19 protein-coding genes are annotated in these 18,576 nt (G+C 63.3%); 11 read left to right on the top strand and 8 right to left on the bottom strand.

Annotated features, from left to right (window positions below; genetic code table 11):
- Positions 1–34 precede the first annotated feature (34 nt).
- Together arr and FDP28_RS07645 are read right to left on the bottom strand one after the other, a co-directional pair.
- On the bottom strand, positions 35–457 hold the full coding sequence (gene arr, locus FDP28_RS07650) for an NAD(+)--rifampin ADP-ribosyltransferase (protein ID WP_144660162.1): 423 nt from the start codon (positions 455–457) through the stop codon (positions 35–37).
- An 18-nt stretch (positions 458–475) separates the two neighbouring features.
- A complete protein-coding gene (locus tag FDP28_RS07645; protein WP_144660160.1) occupies positions 476–1,180 on the bottom strand; it encodes a TetR/AcrR family transcriptional regulator in 705 nt (234 codons plus the stop codon).
- A gap of 107 nt (positions 1,181–1,287) precedes the next feature.
- On the opposite strand from FDP28_RS07645, the gene FDP28_RS07640 reads away from it, so the two are divergent.
- The 3 genes from FDP28_RS07640 to FDP28_RS07630 all read left to right on the top strand — a co-directional run bounded on the left by FDP28_RS07640 (position 1,288) and on the right by FDP28_RS07630 (position 5,159).
- Positions 1,288–2,661 carry a flavin monoamine oxidase family protein gene (locus tag FDP28_RS07640; RefSeq protein WP_144660158.1) on the top strand — a complete coding sequence of 458 codons (1,374 nt, stop codon included), beginning with the start codon at positions 1,288–1,290 and terminating at the stop codon, positions 2,659–2,661.
- A 75-nt stretch (positions 2,662–2,736) separates the two neighbouring features.
- Entirely contained in the window at positions 2,737–3,615 is an 879-nt protein-coding gene (locus tag FDP28_RS07635; protein ID WP_144660156.1) for a universal stress protein, read from the top strand.
- Between the two features lie 23 nt (positions 3,616–3,638).
- The gene (locus FDP28_RS07630; protein WP_144660154.1) at positions 3,639–5,159 is read left to right on the top strand and encodes an APC family permease; all 1,521 of its coding nucleotides are present in this window, start codon (positions 3,639–3,641) and stop codon (positions 5,157–5,159) included.
- A 58-nt stretch (positions 5,160–5,217) separates the two neighbouring features.
- Here FDP28_RS07630 and FDP28_RS07625 read toward each other — a convergent pair whose 3' ends face one another.
- On the bottom strand, positions 5,218–5,781 hold the full coding sequence (locus FDP28_RS07625) for a hypothetical protein (protein WP_144660152.1): 564 nt from the start codon (positions 5,779–5,781) through the stop codon (positions 5,218–5,220).
- A gap of 519 nt (positions 5,782–6,300) precedes the next feature.
- Here FDP28_RS07625 and FDP28_RS07620 point away from each other — a divergent pair.
- Positions 6,301–6,681 (top strand): VOC family protein, encoded by a 381-nt coding sequence (locus FDP28_RS07620; RefSeq protein ID WP_144660149.1) that lies wholly within the window; start codon positions 6,301–6,303, stop codon positions 6,679–6,681.
- Positions 6,682–6,731: 50 nt separating this feature from the next.
- Here the strand turns inward: FDP28_RS07620 and FDP28_RS07615 are convergent, their stop codons facing one another.
- Positions 6,732–7,181 carry a DUF5997 family protein gene (locus FDP28_RS07615; RefSeq protein WP_144660146.1) on the bottom strand — a complete coding sequence of 150 codons (450 nt, stop codon included), beginning with the start codon at positions 7,179–7,181 and terminating at the stop codon, positions 6,732–6,734.
- Between the two features lie 33 nt (positions 7,182–7,214).
- On the opposite strand from FDP28_RS07615, the gene FDP28_RS07610 reads away from it, so the two are divergent.
- Complete coding sequence (locus tag FDP28_RS07610) at positions 7,215–7,943, top strand: LysR family transcriptional regulator substrate-binding protein (RefSeq protein WP_144660143.1); 729 nt, start codon at positions 7,215–7,217, stop codon at positions 7,941–7,943.
- On the opposite strand, the gene FDP28_RS07605 is transcribed toward FDP28_RS07610, so the two are convergent.
- Complete coding sequence (locus FDP28_RS07605; protein ID WP_144660141.1) at positions 7,944–8,642, bottom strand: GntR family transcriptional regulator; 699 nt, start codon at positions 8,640–8,642, stop codon at positions 7,944–7,946.
- A gap of 109 nt (positions 8,643–8,751) precedes the next feature.
- On the opposite strand from FDP28_RS07605, the gene FDP28_RS07600 reads away from it, so the two are divergent.
- From FDP28_RS07600 to FDP28_RS07585, 4 genes are read left to right on the top strand one after another with little or no spacing between them, the layout of a single operon-like run.
- Positions 8,752–9,510, top strand: a complete 759-nt coding sequence (locus FDP28_RS07600; protein ID WP_144660139.1) for a LamB/YcsF family protein — start codon at positions 8,752–8,754, stop codon at positions 9,508–9,510.
- Between the two features lie 50 nt (positions 9,511–9,560).
- On the top strand, positions 9,561–10,910 hold the full coding sequence (locus FDP28_RS07595; RefSeq protein WP_144660137.1) for an MFS transporter: 1,350 nt from the start codon (positions 9,561–9,563) through the stop codon (positions 10,908–10,910).
- 6 nt (positions 10,911–10,916) lie between these two features.
- The gene (locus tag FDP28_RS07590) at positions 10,917–12,563 is read left to right on the top strand and encodes a 5-oxoprolinase subunit B/C family protein (RefSeq protein WP_144660134.1); all 1,647 of its coding nucleotides are present in this window, start codon (positions 10,917–10,919) and stop codon (positions 12,561–12,563) included.
- A 7-nt stretch (positions 12,564–12,570) separates the two neighbouring features.
- Positions 12,571–14,328, top strand: coding sequence for an acetyl/propionyl/methylcrotonyl-CoA carboxylase subunit alpha (locus FDP28_RS07585; RefSeq protein ID WP_144660131.1), 1,758 nt, complete (start codon positions 12,571–12,573; stop codon positions 14,326–14,328).
- 79 nt (positions 14,329–14,407) lie between these two features.
- Here the strand turns inward: FDP28_RS07585 and FDP28_RS07580 are convergent, their stop codons facing one another.
- Entirely contained in the window at positions 14,408–15,655 is a 1,248-nt protein-coding gene (locus FDP28_RS07580; protein WP_144660129.1) for a D-arabinono-1,4-lactone oxidase, read from the bottom strand.
- A gap of 126 nt (positions 15,656–15,781) precedes the next feature.
- On the opposite strand from FDP28_RS07580, the gene FDP28_RS07575 reads away from it, so the two are divergent.
- The gene (locus tag FDP28_RS07575; RefSeq protein WP_144660126.1) at positions 15,782–16,792 is read left to right on the top strand and encodes a LacI family DNA-binding transcriptional regulator; all 1,011 of its coding nucleotides are present in this window, start codon (positions 15,782–15,784) and stop codon (positions 16,790–16,792) included.
- 143 nt (positions 16,793–16,935) lie between these two features.
- On the opposite strand, the gene FDP28_RS07570 is transcribed toward FDP28_RS07575, so the two are convergent.
- Positions 16,936–17,340 carry a DUF6228 family protein gene (locus FDP28_RS07570; protein ID WP_144660124.1) on the bottom strand — a complete coding sequence of 135 codons (405 nt, stop codon included), beginning with the start codon at positions 17,338–17,340 and terminating at the stop codon, positions 16,936–16,938.
- A 157-nt stretch (positions 17,341–17,497) separates the two neighbouring features.
- Complete coding sequence (locus FDP28_RS07565) at positions 17,498–18,031, bottom strand: hypothetical protein (protein ID WP_144660121.1); 534 nt, start codon at positions 18,029–18,031, stop codon at positions 17,498–17,500.
- A 225-nt stretch (positions 18,032–18,256) separates the two neighbouring features.
- Between FDP28_RS07565 and FDP28_RS07560 the strand changes: the two genes are divergently transcribed.
- Complete coding sequence (locus tag FDP28_RS07560) at positions 18,257–18,442, top strand: hypothetical protein (protein ID WP_144660119.1); 186 nt, start codon at positions 18,257–18,259, stop codon at positions 18,440–18,442.
- The last annotated feature ends 134 nt before the right edge of the window (positions 18,443–18,576 follow it).

The raw sequence follows: 18,576 nt of genomic DNA, 5'->3' as shown, positions 1-18,576 counted from the left end.
TGCACTATCTTGGCAATGAAGTGTCGAGGCGCCTTTAGTTGATGATTTCTGCCCGCTCATCAGCCCGGATTGCGGCAAGCCGCTCCCGCCACATCTCTAGTGCTTCGGGGGTAAGTCGAGTCCAGTCGGTGACTTCCTCGACGACCCTGAGTGGAAAAGTACTGCGGTAGGAGCGCGTGGGATTTCCGGGGAACTTCTTGTCCGTCACGTTGGGGTCGTTCTCGTAGGGACCCGTGGGTTCCACGAGATAGACGTGCGGCTCACCGTCGCCGGACGCCAGTTCGACGGCGAGCTCCGCCGCCAGTCCGGCCCCGTCGCGCAGGGCAGTGAAGTAGATATGGTTCATGACGACGTCGGGCTTGTAGTTCGAGCGATACCCCGGCGAGAGAATGTCGCCCGCCCGGACTTCAGCTTTCGTGCCGTGGTAAAAAGGGCCCTCATCCAGCGCTTCAGTCATGGACCCAGCCTAGGCAACTTACGCCCGCATCGCTCCAAAGCCTGCGATCAACGCTTCAAGTCCCAGACTGAAGGCTGTATCCGTGGGTCGTTCGTGGCCTGCCAGGGACAGCCGGTCCACGGCGGAGGTGAAGTTCGGGACGTCCTCGGCGAGGTCGCCGGCGTCGAAAATGTCCTCGGGAGCGGTGACGTCGTAAGCGGCGCCGAACACGAAGGCTTCCAGCGCCACAATCGCTGAAATGATGCGGTCCTCGGGGAAGCCGGCGTCACGGAAGCCGGCGGTCACGGCCTCGTACATGGCGAGGGTCTTGGGGGCGTTGGCTACCGGCAATACGGCGATGATGGGGATCAGGGGAGTGTGCTCGGAGAAGACATCGCGGTAGGACCATGCCCAGCGCCGTATGGCAACGTCCCACGGCTCCACCCCGAAGGCTGAGACATCCACCATTGCTGCCAGGTGGTCTTCAAGCAGCACCAGCACGTCATCCTTGGAGGAGACGTGGTTGTACAGGGCGGACGGGGCAACCCCCAGGGAGCGGGCCAATGCCGCCATGGTGAGTCCGTCGTAACCCTTGCTGCTGATCAAGGTGAGCGCCGCCGTCGTAATGCCGTCCTGGTCCAGGACCGCCGCCGTTGGTCGGCCGGCCCGCCGCCGGGAGGTCGCGGAGGGGGCTGGGGTTGGTGCGGGCATCGGGAGCCTTTCTGCTGCCTGTGTCCCCAGCATTATTCCACCGGCCCTTCCCAGCCGCTCACTCAGCCGCTACTATGGATATAAATGAATGCCATTCATTTATTGGTCAGCCACCAACGGACGGCCACGGAGAGGACATCATGCAGAATCTTGATCGCGACGTTGTGATCGTCGGTGCCGGACCGTCAGGGTTGACGGCGGCACGCGAATTGAAGAAGGCCGGACTCAGCGTCGCAGTGCTCGAAGCGCGCGATCGCGTGGGCGGCCGTACCTGGACCGACACCATCGACGGCGCCATGCTGGAGATCGGCGGCCAGTGGGTTTCCCCCGACCAGACGGCCCTCATGGACCTGCTGGACGAGCTCGGCCTGAAAATGTACTCGCGCTACCGCGATGGCGAATCCGTCTACATCGGCGCAGACGGCAAGGCCACCCGCTACACCGGCGACACGTTCCCGGTCGACGAGACCACCAAGGCCGAAATGGACAAGCTCGTCGCCATCCTGGATGAGCTCGCTGCGGAGATCGGTCCCTCCGAACCCTGGGCACACCCCAAGGCCCGCGAGCTGGACACCATCTCCTTCCACCACTGGCTCCGCCAGAACTCGAATGACGAGGAAGCCTGCAACAACATCGGCCTGTTCATCGCCGGTGGCATGCTCACCAAGCCCGCCCACGCCTTCTCGGCCCTGCAGGCGATCCTTATGGCCGCTTCTGCCGGCTCCTTCACGCACCTGACGGATGAGGATTTCATCCTGGACAAGCGCGTGATCGGCGGCATGCAGCAGGTTTCCCTGCTGCAGGCAGCCGAGTTGGGTTCCGACGTCGTTCTCAACAGCCCGGTGCGCAGCATCAACTGGGAAGACAACAACGTCACCGTCGTTTCCGACGGTGCGACGGTCAGCGCCCGTTACGTGATCATGGCTGTCCCGCCGAACCTGTACTCCCGCGTTTCCTTCAACCCGCCGCTGCCGCGTCGCCAGCACCAGATGCACCAGCACCAGTCCCTGGGCCTGGTCATCAAGGTGCACGCCGTCTACGAGACGCCGTTCTGGCGCGAAGACGGACTGTCCGGCACGGGCTTCAGCGCCGGTGCGCTGGTCCAGGAGGTCTACGACAACACCAACCACGGCGACACCCGCGGCACCCTGGTGGGCTTCGTATCCGATGAAAAGGCCGACGCCGTATTCGAGCTCAGCGCGGAAGACCGCAAGCAGGCCATCCTGGAATCCATTGCCGGGTTCCTCGGCGACAAGGCCCTGACTCCCGAGGTCTACTACGAGTCCGACTGGGGCTCCGAAGAGTGGACCCGCGGCGCGTACGCCTCCAGCTACGACCTCGGCGGCCTGCACCGCTACGGCAAGGACCAGCACGCGAACGTCGGCCCGATCTACTGGTCCTCGTCCGACCTCGCAGCTGAGGGCTACCAGCACGTCGATGGCGCGGTCCGCATGGGCCAGGCCACCGCAGCACGCATCGTCGAAGCCAACAAGCTGGCGTCGGTCGCGGTCTAAACCACAAAACCAGTCACCGGCAGTCCGGGGGAAGTGCCGTCCCCGGACTGCCGGCAGCACTGTTTAAGGAGAATCATGCGCTACGTCGTCGGCTACACCGCCAACGCCAGGGGTCGCGACGCCGTCCACCTCGCCATTGCGATGGCCCGCGGCCAGGACGCCAGCCTGGACTTGGTCCTGGTGGTCCCGGAGGACTCGCCGTACAACGCCGTGTACCCACCCGAGCCAGGCTACGACTCGATCCTTAACGAGCAAGCCCGGCAATGGCTCGACGGCGGCCTCGCCCTGGTTCCGGCCGACGTCACCGCACGTGCCCACATCCGCCGCGGGGACTCCGAAGCGCAGGCGCTCATTGATGCCGCGGTCGAGTTCGACGCGGCCGCGCTGGTCATTGGCGCCACCAACAACGGCCTCTTCAAGCGGTTCACCATCGGTTCAGTGGCCAGTTCGTTGCTCCACTCTTCACCGGTCCCGGTTGCCCTGGCGCCCCACGGCTACCACCGGACGGAAGGCATCACCCGGCTCAGCTGCGGTTTCGGGGCCCGGCCCGGTGCCGATGAACTGCTCGACGTCGCCGTCGAGTCCGCGCGCGACCGCCACCTTCCGCTGCGGCTCGTCTCCCTGTTGGCGCTCGACGGCGGTAATTCGCCCGGGCTCGCCGACGCCGCCTGGGTGCATGCCGCCGACCGTCTTGCCGCCGTCGGGGGTTCCGACTCCGGCTCCGCCCCCGGTGAGGCAGGCACCGAACCCGAAATCGTCGTCGCGCAAGGCCGCACCATCGAGGAGGCCGTGGATCGACTCGACTGGGAAGACGGCGAAATCCTCCTCATCGGCTCCAGCCGCCTGGCGCAGCACCGCGCCACCTTCCTGGGCACCACCGCGAACCGGATCCTGCGTGCCCTGCCAGTTCCAATGATCGTGGTTCCCCGCGACTACACGCGACAGCGCTCCTAGCCGTCGCCCGAGAGGCAATACCCATGTCAACTGCACCAAAGACGGTCCAGTCGAAAGATTCGGCCCTGAGTGAGAAGGGCCTGAAAGCCGGATCGGTGGGCCTCATCGGCGCCGTCGTGATCGGCGTTTCCTGCATCGCGCCGGCCTATACGCTGACCGCGGCGCTCGGCCCCACCGTTTCCGAGGTGGGTGTCCACCTTCCCGCGATCTTCCTGGTGGGCTTCATCCCGATGCTGCTGGTGGCGCTCGGCTACCGCGAACTCAACAACGCCATGCCCGACGCCGGAACCTCCTTTACGTGGGCAACGCGCGCCTTCGGTCCGTGGATCGGTTGGATGGGCGGGTGGGGGCTCATCGCGGCGACGATCATTGTGTTGTCCAACCTTGCCGCGGTCGCCGTGGACTTCTTCTATTTGATGCTCGGGCAGGTGTTCAGCGATCCGTCGCTTGCAGAGCTGAGCAAGATCCTGCCCTTGAACATCGCGACCACCTTGGTGTTCATCGCGGTGGCTTGCTGGATTTCCTACCGGGGCATGGAAACCACCAAGGGCGTGCAGTACGTGCTGGTGGCCTTCCAGTTGCTGGTCCTTGGGTGGTTCGCTGTTTCGGCGTTTTCGCATGTAGCCAACGGCACGGCCTTCGACGCCACGGCCATTTCGCCCGATTGGTTCAACCCGTTTGCGGTGGACTCCTTCACGACATTCACAGCGGGTGTTTCCCTCTCGATCTTCATCTACTGGGGCTGGGACGTCACCCTGACCATGAACGAGGAAACCCGGAATCCCGAAAAAACCCCTGGCCGTGCAGCAACCGTGACCGTGTTGGTGATCGTGATCATCTACATGACCGTTGCGCTGGCAACCTTGTCCTTCGCCGGCGTGGGGGACACGGGCCTGGGTGCGGGCAACCCGGAGAACCAGTCGAGCATCTTCGCCGTACTGGCCGGTCCGGTGATGGGTCCTTTCGCGATTTTGATGTCCCTGGCCATCCTGAGCAGCTCCGCGGCATCCCTGCAGTCGACGTTCGTCTCACCCGCCCGGACGCTGTTGGCGATGGGTCACTACCGCGCCATCTCGCCTAAGTTCGGTCGCATCAGTCCCACTTTCAAATCCCCGAGCACAGCCACGATTGCCGCAGCCATCGCAGCTGCGGGCTTCTACGTGATCACCCGGACAGTTTCCGAGAATGCCCTCTGGGACACCATCACCGCGCTGGGCATGATGATCTGCTTCTACTACGGCATCACCGCGTTGGCCTGTGTTTGGTACTTCCGGGCTTCGGCGTTCAGCGGTGTCCGCTCCTTCTTCTTCAAGTTCCTGGCACCCCTGCTGGGCGGCGTGATCTTGCTGGTCATGTTCGTCAAGACTGCCGTTGATTCCCTGGATCCGGCCTATGGTTCGGGTTCATCGGTGGGCGGCATTGGCTTGGTGTTCATCCTTGGAATGGGCGTGATCCTGCTGGGCGTGGTGGTGATGCTGGTGATGTACCGGGTGCGGCCGGAGTTCTTCAGGAATTTCTCCCGCACGGGCGCCTCCCAGTCCTAGCACTCCCGCCGAGTTGGCATTTGATGACAATGCTGATCGCCGGGATTGTCATTAACTGTCATCTCGGCGCAGGCAGGGCAGCTGTGGGGACGCCGGCTGCCCGCTCCGCTTCGGTTAACGCTTGGGCGAGGCGTTCGACGGCGGCCCGGTAGTCGGTCCCGGCGGTCACCTTGCAGTACTCGGCCTCCCGCATGGCCCGGGTCAGTGCCGCCGTTTCCTGGGTCCGCACGTCAGTCATGGCCGGAAAATCGATGGTCTGCGCCGGATCCAGTTCGTAACGCCGCCATTGAGCCAGGATGCTTTGGTGGCGCGCGGCGTCGTCGGCAAAACCAGCACGACGCCGGGGCTCGGCAGCGTGCACGCGCTCGACTTTCCGGATGGCACCCAAGGTCCCGGCCGCCGTCGTTCCTGCCAGGGTGACCATCACCAATCCGGCGGGTGGCCACTGCACGCTGGGAACCAGAATGGCGGGTGCAATCACCGTTAATCCCGCGAACAGATCCCAGAAGACCGTGTCCGGCTCAGGCCCGCGTCCGTAGGTGAGTTTTCTGCGCAAGACGTATGTTGTTGCCGCGGTTGCAAGAACCAAGGCAACGCCCCACAGGAGCATCATTGCGGGCATCGGACCACCTCCAGGCGAATTCGCTGCTTTGAAACCAGTATGCGCCGGGGGATGCGTGGAGGCGAGGGTGGTTTGTGTCCCCGGCAAATCAGGTAGTGAACTCTCGGTAGACTCGATGTCAGCGGGCAAGAGTCTGCTGCATCGTTAAAAACAAAAGACCCGAGTGCAATCGGGTCTTTGTTCAGCGCGATGCGCTCTTTGGTGCGATTTCAAGGACATACCCTTGACTCTCACACTTCAAGAGTATGCCCCTTCGCGCACGGCGTGCAAGCACGCCAACCGCGGTCGCACCCCATCCAAGGGAGGGGGTGCACCATGTCTCGACGGCGGCAACGTCCCGAGCCCTGGGGCTGCCTGAACCTGCTGGTCAATCTGACGCGCTTTGCGTGGGAGATCGTCCGCACGTTCTGGCGAATCGAACCCTAACGGGTTGGCGGCGGCCGCGGATCCATGACCGCGGCCGCCGTCCCGTGGAGGCGAGGGGTCTTCCTGTCGCACCCGGGGCGTAGCCTTGGCACCATGAGACTGAAAATGTGCAGCATCCACGTCAAGGACCCGGCAACAGCCCACACGTTCTATACGGAAACGTTGGGCTTCGAGACTTTGATGGCGATGCCTGAGTACAACCTCTTCATCATTAAGGATCCCGGCGCCGGTGAGAACGCCACCGGGCTGCTCCTGGAGCCCAGCGACAACCCCATCGGCGCGAATTACATGAACGCCGTTTATGAGGCTGGGATGCCCGCGGTGGTCCTAGGCGTGCCCGACGTCCAGGCCGAATACGAGCGCTTGCTGGCTGCGGGTGTGAAGTTCAAGGGTGAGCCGGCAGAGGATCCGTCGGGCATCAGCGCTGTTTTCGACGACGGTTGCGGCAACTACGTCCAACTGCACCAGGACTAGTTAAACAGCTATGGCCGGGACGCGGGTCCCGGCCATAGCTGGATCAGGCCTTATGCGCGGTCGCGCTTGGTTCCCTTGGGAGCTTCTCGTTTGGCTGCGGCGTTCTCCCGGGCTTCCTTCGTCGCGGCCTTTTTGTGGGCCTCTTCCTTGACGCGCTGGGCCTCGGAGCGGACAGCAGCGTGGGTGGCGCGTTCGGTGACCAGCCACTGCGGGGGAGTCTGCAGCAGTTCGGTGATTTCCGCCGTCGTGAGTGCTTCCTGTACGCCGCCGCGGGCCAAGCCGCTGATGGAGATGTTGAGTTTCTGCGCCACGACCGGGCGCGGGTGCGGGCCGTTGCGGCGCAGCTCGGCCAGCCATTCCGGCGGGTTGGCCTGGAGTTCGTTGAATTCCTCGCGGGAGATGGACGAATCCTGGAACTCCTGGGGTGTCGCGGGCAGATAGATGCCGAGTTTCTTGGCGACCGTTGCCGGCTTCATGGACTGGGAGTTCGAGGACGTCATGCTTCAAGGGTATCTGGCCGGTACTGTGAGTGTGTGCCAGATGCTGAAGAATCCACGGAAACTCCCGGGTCCCAACCCGCGCTTCGCTTTGCGTACGTCGCCGGCGTGACTCCTGGAAAGTGGATCCGCCGCTGGGAAGAGCGGATGCCGGATGTTCCTCTGCACTCCTTCATGTCCGACGACGACTCGCAGCTTTCGGTGTTGCGCGACGGTTCCGCGGACCTCAGTTTTGTTCGGTTGCCCGTGGACCGGGACGGCCTGAACGTCATCCCTTTGTATGAAGAGCAACCCGTAGTAGTGGCGCCCAAAGGCCACGAGATTTCCGTGTTCGAGGAAGTGGCGCTGGAGGACCTGGCCGACGAGAACTTCCTTGACGTAGAGGAAATGGGTGGCCCGGCCATGGCCCTCCAAGTGGTTGCTTCCGGCGCCGGTCTGGTGATCATGCCCATGTCCGTCGCTCGGCATTTGAACGCCAAAGACACTGTGATGCGACGCCTCACCGGTGCTCCCGGAACGCAGATCGGTCTGGCATGGCTTGTTGGGACGGACAGCCCGGTGGTCGAGGAATTCATTGGAATCGTGCGTGGCCGGACCGCGCAGAGTTCCCGCCAACCGTCCGCCAAGCAGGAGAAGCCCAAGAAGGCGCCAAAGCCGGATCGCCGGGGCTCATCGGGTGCGAAAAAGCCCGCAGTTGCCCAGCGCTACGCACCCAACCCGGACAAAGGACGCGGCCGCGGTTCGCGGAAAAAGGGCAAGCGCTGACTATTCGCCGTGGATTGCGGCCTGCTGCTGCTCTGATCTGTTGAGATAGGCAAGAAGCAGGTCGCCCGCGCGTTCCAGTTCGCCGGCCTCCAGCGCTGCGCAGATCTGCTCATTTTCCGCGAGCCAGTCGCTGTAGAAGTGCGCGTTGACGGTGGCTTTGTGGAAGTAAAGCCTCATCTCAGCCAGGATCTGGGCCATGATCGTGTTCAGGCGGTTGCTCTCCGCCAAAGCCACGATTGCCCCGTGGAAATGCTGGTTCGCGCTGCCCAGTCCTTCGTTGTCGTCAGCCGCTGCGGCGCGTTTTCCCTCGTCGACGGCGGCCCTGACGGCGGCTATGCGCTCCGGCGAACCTCCCGCACGGATGGAACTGACCTCGATGGCGCGACGGACGGTGTAGACATCGTGGATGTCACCTGCCTCGAGGGTGGCTACGAACACACCTTTGTTCGGCTGGCGGAGCAGGAGGCGTTCGGCGGCGAGCTCGGCAAAGGCTTCCCTGACGGTGTTCCGGGAAACGCCAAGATCCTCGGCGATGGTGGCCTCGGTGAGTTTGGCGCCGGGTACAAGGAAGCCCTCTGCCAACTGGTAACGGAGTTCCTCGGCTACGCGTTCGGCCACTGAAGGAACCCTGAGCCGCATGCGTGCGCGGGCACCGTCCAGGCCGGGATGTTCGCTTGATTCCTGATCTGCTCCGGCCATAACCACAAAATTACACGATCGCCGAAAATAAGGATCGCCGGATTGTTGAACAATCCAGCGATTTGGTGCATGCTGGATGTAACGCGCATCACGAGGCAGGGATCACACCATGGCAACAATCGACCTGAACAGCGACGTCGGAGAGTCATTCGGACGCTGGACGCTAGGCGACGATGCTGCCATGTTCCAGTCCGTCTCCAGTGCCAACGTTGCTTGTGGATTCCACGCCGGTGACCCCAGCGTTATCCGCAGCACCTGCGCGAAGGCGGTCCAGGCCGGCGTCGTCATTGGTGCCCACGTCGGGTACCGCGATCTCGCGGGATTCGGCCGTCGCTTCATGGATATTGACCCCGTGGAGTTGGCTGACGACGTGGTGTACCAAATCGGTGCGCTGCAGGCTCTGGCAGCTCTTTCCGGTGGCCGGGTGCAGTACGTGAAACCCCACGGCGGCCTGTACAACGCGATCGTCAAGCACACGGCCCAGGCGCGTGCTGTGGTTGATGCTGTGAAATCGGTGGACCCCAACCTTCCGATCCTCGGCCTGCCCGGCTCTGAAGTCCTGCGTCTGGCTGAAGAAGCGGGCCTCCGCGGCATTTCCGAAGCGTTCGCCGACCGCGCCTACACCCCGGAAGGAACGCTCGTCCCGCGCTCCCAGCCCGGGGCCGTCCTTCACGATCCCGTCGAAGTGGCCGAACATGTCCTGCGGATGGCCACCGAACAATCCGTCAAAGCAATCGACGGTTCCATCCTCAAAATCAACGCAGAGAGCATCTGCGTCCACGGTGACTCACCCGGCGCAGTTGCAATGGCTGCCGCAGTGAAGTCCGCATTGGGCGATGCCGGTGTAACCATCGGCTCGTTCCTCTAACCCACTCCCACTTGGACTCCGCACCACACCTCATCCCCCCGGAGGGCATCATGACCAGCACCAACAACGCAGCGAAGGCAGTGACGAGGAAGCCACCGCCCGGCGCACTCAAGGCCTATATCGCCAGCCTCACCGGCACGTCGCTGGAGCACTACGACTTTGCGATCTATTCAGTGGCTTCGGCTCTGGTATTCCCCAAGATCTTCTTCCCCGGCAACGACGAATTCGTTGCTTTGCTCCTCTCGTTCTCGGCGTTCGCTGTCGGCTACCTGGCCCGTCCCATCGGTGGCGTGATCTTTGGCCGCCTGGGCGACAAGATCGGCCGCAAATACGTCCTTGTCTTCACCTTGGTGCTGATCGGTGTGGCCACAGTCCTCATTGGTGTGCTGCCGGATTACTCGGTGATTGGCGTCGCAGCACCCACCATCCTGGTGCTCTTGAGGCTGGCCCAGGGCATCGGCGTCGGTGGCGAATGGGGTGGCGCCGTCCTGCTGTCCAGCGAATTCGGCGACCCCAACAAGCGCGGCTTCTGGTCATCCGCCGCCCAGATCGGACCGCCCGCGGGTAACCTCATGGCCAACGGTGTGCTTGCCGTGCTGGCCGCATCGCTCAGCAACGAAGCCTTCCTCTCCTGGGGTTGGCGAGTGGCATTCCTTGCCTCGGCACTCCTTGTGGTCTTCGGCCTGGTGATTCGTCTCAAGCTCGAAGAGACGCCAGTCTTCAAGGCCATCCAGGCCCAAGGAGACCGTCCCAAGGCGCCCATCAAGGAGGTCTTCACGCAGCAGCCGAAGGCTCTGGTGGCTGCAGCCCTCTCCCGTGTTTGCCCCGACATCCTCTACGCACTGTTCACGGTGTTCGTGGCCGTTTATGCCACCAAGGAACTGGGGATGACCACCGGAAACGTCCTGTCCGCGATCCTGATCGGTTCAGCGTTCCAACTGGTATTGATTCCAGCTGCCGGCGCGTTGACCGACCGGTTCAACCGTCGCTGGGTCTACGGCATCGCCGCAGCAGCTACCGCTGCCTACATCCCGCTGTTCTTCCTGATGATCCAGGGCAAGTCGGTTCTCATGCTCACTATCGGCACCGTGATTGGCCTGGCACTGCATGCCTTCATGTACGGACCCCAGGCAGCCTTCATCACTGAGCAGTTCCCGGCCAGGCTTCGTTACGCCGGCAGTTCGCTGGCTTACACCCTGGCAGGCGTGATCGGTGGGGCAGTGGCACCCATCATCTTCACCGCGCTCTATGGTGCAGCCAACCACGGCTGGTACCTGATTGCCCTCTACCTCCTGGCTGCAGCCATCGTCACCATTGTCGGCATGCTCATGGGTCGCGATCCCCAGCCGGAAGAAGAAGAGCGCTTGCTGCAGACCGCCAACACCCAGCCAGCGGCTTAGTTAAAGATGGAAACCGCAATGCACACCACCACTGCAAAAAAGGTCCGCTCCGTCAGGCCAGTTGGCACACGGGCTGTCTTGGCCGAGCTGGATGGCCTGCAGGACGTGCTTGCTTTGCAGGACATGCTGTACAAATCCCCGTTGCCGGGGCAGGTGGACGTCCTGGCCGCGGCGGAAACGGTCATGGTGGTCGGCGAGTCGGCGTCCGCAACCCGCGCCATCGGTGCACGGCTCCTGCAGCTGGAGCTCAACGCTCCGGAAGTCACTGATTCCGGCTTGGTTGTCATTGACACCGTGTACGACGGCGAGGACCTCGCCGACGTCGCGGAACTGACCGGACTGAGCATCGATGGTGTGGTTGCGGCGCACACAGGACAGATCTGGACGGTGGCCTTCGCTGGCTTCGCGCCGGGCTTCGGGTACATGGTGGGCGAAAACGAGGCCCTTACGGTTCCGCGCCGCTCATCCCCACGGACGGCGGTTCCCGCGGGATCCGTGGCCCTCGGCGGTCAATACTCCGCCGTCTACCCCCGACGTTCGCCCGGTGGATGGCAGTTGATAGGCAGGACAGGGGCCCACATGTGGGATCTGGACCGTCGCCAGCCGGCGCTTGTTCGGCCCGGAGACCGCGTGCAGTACCGGGCCGTCCGCGAGATCGTGACCACCTCCGCGGACGACTCCACGGCCGACTCGGACCACCACACCGGTCCTGGTCTTCGGATTCTCAACCCCGGTGCTCAGAGCCTTATCCAGGACCTGGGCCGTCGTGGCTACGGCCCCCTCGGTGTTTCTGCTGCGGGCGCCTTGGACAGGGCTTCGCTGCGCAGGGCAAACCGCTTGGTGGGCAACGCCCCCTCAGCCGCGGCCATTGAGTCCGTCAACGGCGGGCTGACGGTGGAAGCTGTCGGAGACCAAGTACTTGCCGTGACCGGTGCGCCGACAACGCTGACCGTTCAGTCGCCGTCGTGGGTTGAGTCCGACGACGACGGCGACGTCCAGCCGGGTGCCCTACGGACCGTCCCGGTGGCCGCACCTTTCGCACTGCTCGACGGCGAAGTCCTTACTGTGGGCGCTCCCGAAGCGGGGTTCCGGAACTATCTGGCAATACGCGGCGGAGTGGATGTGCCCGAGGTTCTTGGAAGCCGATCGGCGGATACGATGTCCGGCATCGGTCCGGCGCCGTTGGTTGTCGGCCAGGAACTCCCGGCAGGGCACTCAACCGAGTCAACCGCCGTCGGCAACCCTGAGCTGCAACCGGACTTTCCCGGTGACGGCGTTACCGTTCTCGACGTCGTTCCGGGCCCGCGCGACGACTGGTTCGACCAAACTGCCCTCGAGTCCCTGACGGGCCAGGACTGGCTGGTCACCCCGCAGTCGAACCGGGTGGGGATGCGCTTGGACGGCACTCCGCTCAAGCGCACCCGCGAGGGCGAGTTGCCCAGCGAAGGAACCATGGCCGGCGCCCTCCAGATCCCGCCCGCAGGACTGCCCGTGCTCTTCCTGGCCGACCATCCCATAACAGGTGGTTATCCAGTGATCGGCGTGGTTCGCGACGAACACCTGGACCTGGCGGCGCAAGTGCCCATCGGCGGCCGGATCCGTTTCCGGCTCGTCTCCGACACCCCAGACTTCAGCAAGAACCCAGAGAAGTGAGTATTTGATGCGCAAGGTCCTGATCGCGAACCGCGGCGAAATCGCTGTCCGCGTCGCCCGAGCCTGTGACGACGCCGGTATCGCCTCCGTCGCCGTCTACGCCGATATTGATGCCGATGCCATGCACGTCGGCGCAGCAGCTGAAGCGTACAGCCTGGGCGGAAACAGCCCCGCTGACACCTACCTGAATATCGAAAAGCTGCTCTCCGTGGCTGCCCGTTCCGGCGCGGACGCCGTCCACCCCGGTTACGGTTTTCTCTCCGAGAATGCAGACTTCGCCCAGGCAGTGCTCGACGCCGGGCTTGAGTGGATCGGTCCCTCGCCGGAGTCGATCCGCCAGTTGGGCAACAAGATCACCGCCCGGGAAATCGCGGTGCGTGCCGGGGCGCCCCTGGTTGCCGGCAGCGACGGGCCAGTGTCCTCTGCCGCAGAAGCACGCGCTTTCGCCGAGGAGCACGGACTCCCGATCGCCATCAAGGCAGCCTTCGGCGGAGGCGGCCGCGGACTGAAAGTGGTCCGTGAACTGGCAGAAGTCGAAGAAGCCTTTGACTCCGCAGTCCGTGAAGCCGTAGTTGCCTTCGGTCGAGGCGAGTGCTTCGTGGAGCAGTATCTCGACCGCCCGCGGCATGTTGAGGCCCAGATCGTCGCTGACAAGCACAGCAACGTCATTGTGGTGGGAACCCGCGACTGCTCGCTTCAGCGCCGGCACCAGAAGCTCGTTGAGGAAGCTCCGGCACCCTTCCTCAGCGACGAGCAGCGCCAGCGGATCTACGACGGAGCCAAGGCAATCATTCGTGAGGCCGGCTATTACGGCGCAGGGACTGTGGAGTTCCTTGTGTCCGCTGACGGAGCCGTGGCTTTCCTCGAGGTCAACACGCGCCTTCAGGTGGAGCACCCGATCACTGAGGAGACCGCGGGGATCGACCTTGTGCAGGAACAGTTCCGCGTTGCTGCCGGGTTGCCACTGAGCATCACCAAGGATCCCGTTGCGCAGGGGCACTCCTTTGAGTTCCGGATCAATGCTGAGGATGTCGGCCGTGGGTTCCTGCCCTCGCCGGGCACGGTTTCCGGCTTCGAGGTGCCCACGGGGCCCGGGATCCGCGTGGACAGCGGAGTGCGCTCGGGTTCGACAGTTCCGCCGCAATTCGATTCCTTGTTGGCCAAACTGATCGTCTCAGGGGCTGACCGGCAGCAGGCCCTTCGCCGGGCACGCCGTGCCTTGAAGGAATTCAACATCTCTGGCCTGGCCACGGTTTTGCCGTTCCACCGCGCAGTTCTCGAGGCTGACGATTTCACCTCCGTGGTCGGGCTACGCGTGCACACCCGGTGGATCGAGACCGACTTCGCGGACCAGATCCCCGTCGACCCCAACTACAGCGCTGCGGCCCCCGGTGGCGAACGACGCACCATCACCGTGGATGTCGACGGCAAGCGGCTTGCTGTGGGTCTTCCTGCGGATCTGCTGGACGGCTGGGCCCGCTCGGGGCAAGGTCTGCCGGCAGCGGCGGATGTCACGGGGCAGACGGGTTCTGTCACAGGTGATGCGCCTGCCGAATCAGCCCTTGTCTCCAGCATGTCCGGCACCGTGGTGAAGTGGCTCGTGGAACCCGGTGCCACCGTGGCTGCCGGGGACCCCTTGGTTGTCCTGGAGGCCATGAAGATGGAAACCCAGGTCCCGGCACACCGCACAGGCACGCTCTCGGAAGTACTTTCCGCGCCCGGGGGAGTTGTCACGGCTGGCGCAGTGCTGGCCCACATCGAGTAAACCGTTGCCGGCCCGCTATTGCGTCGTTGGCCAACGACGCAACAGCGGGCCAACGACGCAACGGCGGCCACGCCACGAGCTACGACACCACGGGCACACCCAACACGCTGTCCAGCAGTCCGTTGCGGAACTTGCCCGTGGGGTCGTTGGCCTGAGCCAGGGCACGGAAGTCCTCGAACCGTGGGTATAGCGCGGAAAAGTCGTACTGGTCCGGCGTGAACAGCTTGCCCCAGTGCGGGCGTGAACCAAACGGCCGCAATGCTTCCTCCAGCTCAGGAAGGACGGCTTCTACCTCCGGCTGCATCGGCTTCCAGGTGAAGTGCAGGGCCACGCTTTGCTGCTTGTAGAACGGGCTCAACCAGAACTCATCAGCGGCAATCGTGCGGATTTCCGAGATGAACAGCAACGGTGCCAGCTTGTCCGCGAGGCAACGAACGGCGGACAAAGCTGCCGGCGCCTGGTCCAGTGGCAGCAGGAACTCGCTTTGGAGTTCTTCCCCGTTACTGGGAGTGAATTCGTGACGGAAGTGCGGCAGGCGATCCAACCATTTGCCGGCGACGTCCAATTGCTCGGTGCAGTTCTCGGCTGACATGTCCGGCAAAGGATGCATGGCCACTGTGGCCGGGGTGGCACCAAAAAGGTCAGGCAAGGCGGCCTCGGTATCAAGTGCTTTGAGCCAGACCTGGGGGATGGTGTCGCCCGTGTAGTTCGTGAAGAAACTGACGCTGTAGGCACTGGACGCGATGGCTTGGAAGTTCGCCAGGGCGCCGTCCCACGAGAGATTGGTGAGCACGCGCTGCCGGACCTCGTAGCTCGGACGGACCGCGAGCTCCAGCCCAGTGACGATGCCAAGGGCCCCCACGCTAACCACGCTGGCGAGGAATTCGTCGTCGTCGGCCGTGAGGGTGACCAGGTCACCTGAGGCGCGCACCAGGTCGATACCCACGACGGCGGCCGCCAGGGAGGGGTTGTTGACCCCACTGCCGTGGGTGCCTGTTTGGATGGCACCCGCCACGGAGATGTGCGGAAGGGACGCAAGGTTGTGGATGGCGTAACCCTGCTCCTCCAACGTCCGGCCCAGGGCCCCGTAACTGATGCTGCCGTTGACCTTGACGGTGCCTTTATCCCTGTTGAGGACAACTTCCTGGGGGAGTGCATCCAAGAGAAGGTGCGTGCCCGGGGTGTCGGCAACAGTGTTGAAGGAATGCCGGGAGCCGAGGGCTTTGATCTGAGTCGCCCTGGCCACGAGCTCCCGCAGATCTTCCACGGAGGTGGGCCGCTGCACTTCTGCGGACGAATACTCGAGGTTTCCTGCCCAGTTCTTCATTGAATGATTCTTCCCTTTTGATCCATGCCGACATCTTTAATTGTTCACGTTCTTAACTAATTGCGTCAAGGGCAGTCCGGCCCGGGAATGTAGAGTTCAAGGACCGCCGTCTGTCAGGAGCCTCCCGTGAGCAAAGGACCCAAACCCACTATCCGGGATGTCGCAACCGCTGCGGGCGTTTCCTTGACCACTGTCTCGTACGTGCTGTCCGGTCGTCACGGTGGGACCACGCGGATCAGTCAGCCGACCCAGGACCGGGTGTTGTCTGCCGTGAAGGAGCTGGGCTATGTGCCCAATCAGGCCGCACGTGGGATGCGACGGGGCAAAACCGACGTCGTCGCCGTCGCTATCGGAAATCTGGAATGGCCTTGGGACCGGGCGCTGGCTACTACGGCGGCGAACATCCTTCCCGAGCATGGCTATCAGCCGGTGATCCTCTTGGGCGAAGACTGGCGTAAGTTCATGATGTCAGGTGGGGCCGACGGCGTCATTATTGGCTACTTTCCCGAGGCGAAATCGGAGGACGAAACGGTCACCGAGCTGGCCCGCCGCGGTGTTGCCCAGGTGGTCATCTCGGGGACCATGAAACCCCATGGTTTCGACGTTCTGGCTCCCGAACCGGAGGTTGGACTGGCTGAGGGGATGGCCTTCCTGACCGCTTCGCACCGTCGGATTGCGTGCATTCGCAGGGCCGACCCGGCGGGACGACCTGCGAGCCGATTCGCTTCCTACGTGCAGGGGCTTGAACAGGCGGGCATACCGTCGGATGAGTCGCTGGTCCGGACATCGCAGCACCGCCCCGCCCTGGCGTACCAGGCGGCGCTCGAGTTGCTGCAACTTCCGGACCGCCCCACCGCCATCCTCTGCACCGACGACATGGAGGCACTGCAGGCCATCCGGGCCGCCTTCCGCTTGGGGCTTCGCGTGCCCGAGGATGTCCAGATCGTCGGCGTGGGGAATTCCACCGAGGGGCAGGAATACGATCCAGCCCTGACAACAGTGGGACCGGAGCCGATCTTCGAGCAGGTGGTGAGGATGCTGCTGGACCGGCTCGAGGGAATCGCCCCTGCAGAGGGCGTGCGGGTCGCCTCGCCGTGGAAACTGCAGCTGCGCGGGACGACGACGGCGGTCGGCTAACGTGACCGGACGAGGGAACCGCGACGCTGGTTGAAGCGCAGGTTCTCAGGGTGTCATCGAAACCGCCAAAGGCCACGGGCGCAGGGGTGTACTTCTTTATCTGACTTCAGCAGACCGAGCAGTGCCGCACGGTAGGGGATCCTTTACCGTGCGGTCAGTAGTGCCCGTAGGGATTCGACGGCAGCGGTCAGTTCTTCGCCGGGGTCCAGGTTAACCACACCCATGGCTGTCCACGGATCCGGCCGGTCGAAGTTCTCTATTTCGAAGGTGACACGAACATGACCATCGTGTTTTGCGGATAATCGGAAATCCCGCTCCAAGGAGTCGAAGCTTTTGTCGCCGTCCCAGCCCCGCCAGTCGCGTTCGAGTTCCTCAAAATAGGAAAGAAGTGCAGACCACCCGTCGAAGTCATAGACCCGTTTACTGGCTCGAAGTCCACCCAAGTCCGCTGTGACGATGAGGTACTCGGATGTCCCATCAGAATTGGGCTTCTTCCGTTCCGCGCGAACGATAAGTACGCCGTGATGACCGATGACCACTTCATCCATGCCCTCATTCTGCACTAGAGACAACGCTCCTTTACTACGCAAGCCATAGCTGTGGACGGTCGCGTTGTGGAGACTGTCTCTCGGAGAAGGACCCCGTACGGGCGTTTGAAGTGTTCGACCAGGCTGCGCTGTCTACGCGCGCACCCAGCAATGTCCTCTACACGCACACCCAGCAGTAAAGCCTCTGCCCGGAAGCTTCGGATCGTCGGGCCAGGCCGGCCAAATCTTTTAAGAAGTCGGCAAGAAGGGCCGGGTCAGCTGCGTTCCAGAACTCCTCAGTCTCCGACCATGGGATCGCTACCTGCTCAAGGGCTTCGTCGGAAGCGGTGGCCAACGCTGTGCAAAGGGGCTCCGTGAGGGTCAGTACAAGACGCTCCCCACCTTCCCGATCCGCGAGGGCTTGCCCGCTGCGTGGATCGTCCATGACATCGTCGAAAGGCCGTCCGGTGAGCAGCTCTTCTAGTGTTCCCAGCTGCACGACGGGATCAATACCGTTGCCGGATACCGCGTCGAACACTCCCACCTTCTGGTAGGTCACGGCCGCCGGTTGGCGTTTGCGGCCGAAGATGCCTCGCCGGGGCTCGGCCGGCGGAGTGATCGTCGCCTGGGATATGGGACCGCCGACACGATCGATCACCGTGGCTGCTTCCTCATCGGAGGCAGCAGAGAAGTAGTCAAAAACAACACCCATGATCGACATTCTCCACTACGTGAGCACGCCGGACGCTACGGCCGACAATCGGGCAAGTGACTAGAGCCGGGCCGGCACCGATGTCCGAACCACATAGGTTGGTCGTGGACTACGTCCGACTTCATAAATCACCGCCCGTTAACCGATCCCCTAACGGGCGCCTGTGGACAGCCGCGAGTGTTATGTTCGACAAAGGCTGGATCCACTTGCCGCAGAACGGGGGGAATGATGAATGCAGGACGCTGGGGACTGCTTGTCGTTGGGTCGGTGATCCTGGTTGTCTCCGTGATTCTCGCTATTCAGGGATCAACCGGTCTCTGGTTCACCGCAGTGGCTATGGCCATCCTGATCTTCGCTACGTTGCGTTCCGGACTCAAAGAAAATCTGAAGTCCCCAAACAGCAATAAGTAGATCCGTTCCAGAGGCTTTCCTGTCTCAAAACTTCCAAATGAGTGCGTCGGGGTGATGCCGCGCCGGCTCGTATGCCGATCCTCAACCGAACGACCATTGGTGCCCCGAAGGCTGGCCGCCGATCGGGTGTGCTG

This window comes from Paenarthrobacter nicotinovorans, from assembly GCF_007670255.1.
Lineage (GTDB): Bacteria > Actinomycetota > Actinomycetes > Actinomycetales > Micrococcaceae > Arthrobacter > Arthrobacter nicotinovorans_B.
Note: the sequence above shows the minus strand (reverse complement) of the source record. Positions and strands in the feature narration are given on the sequence as shown.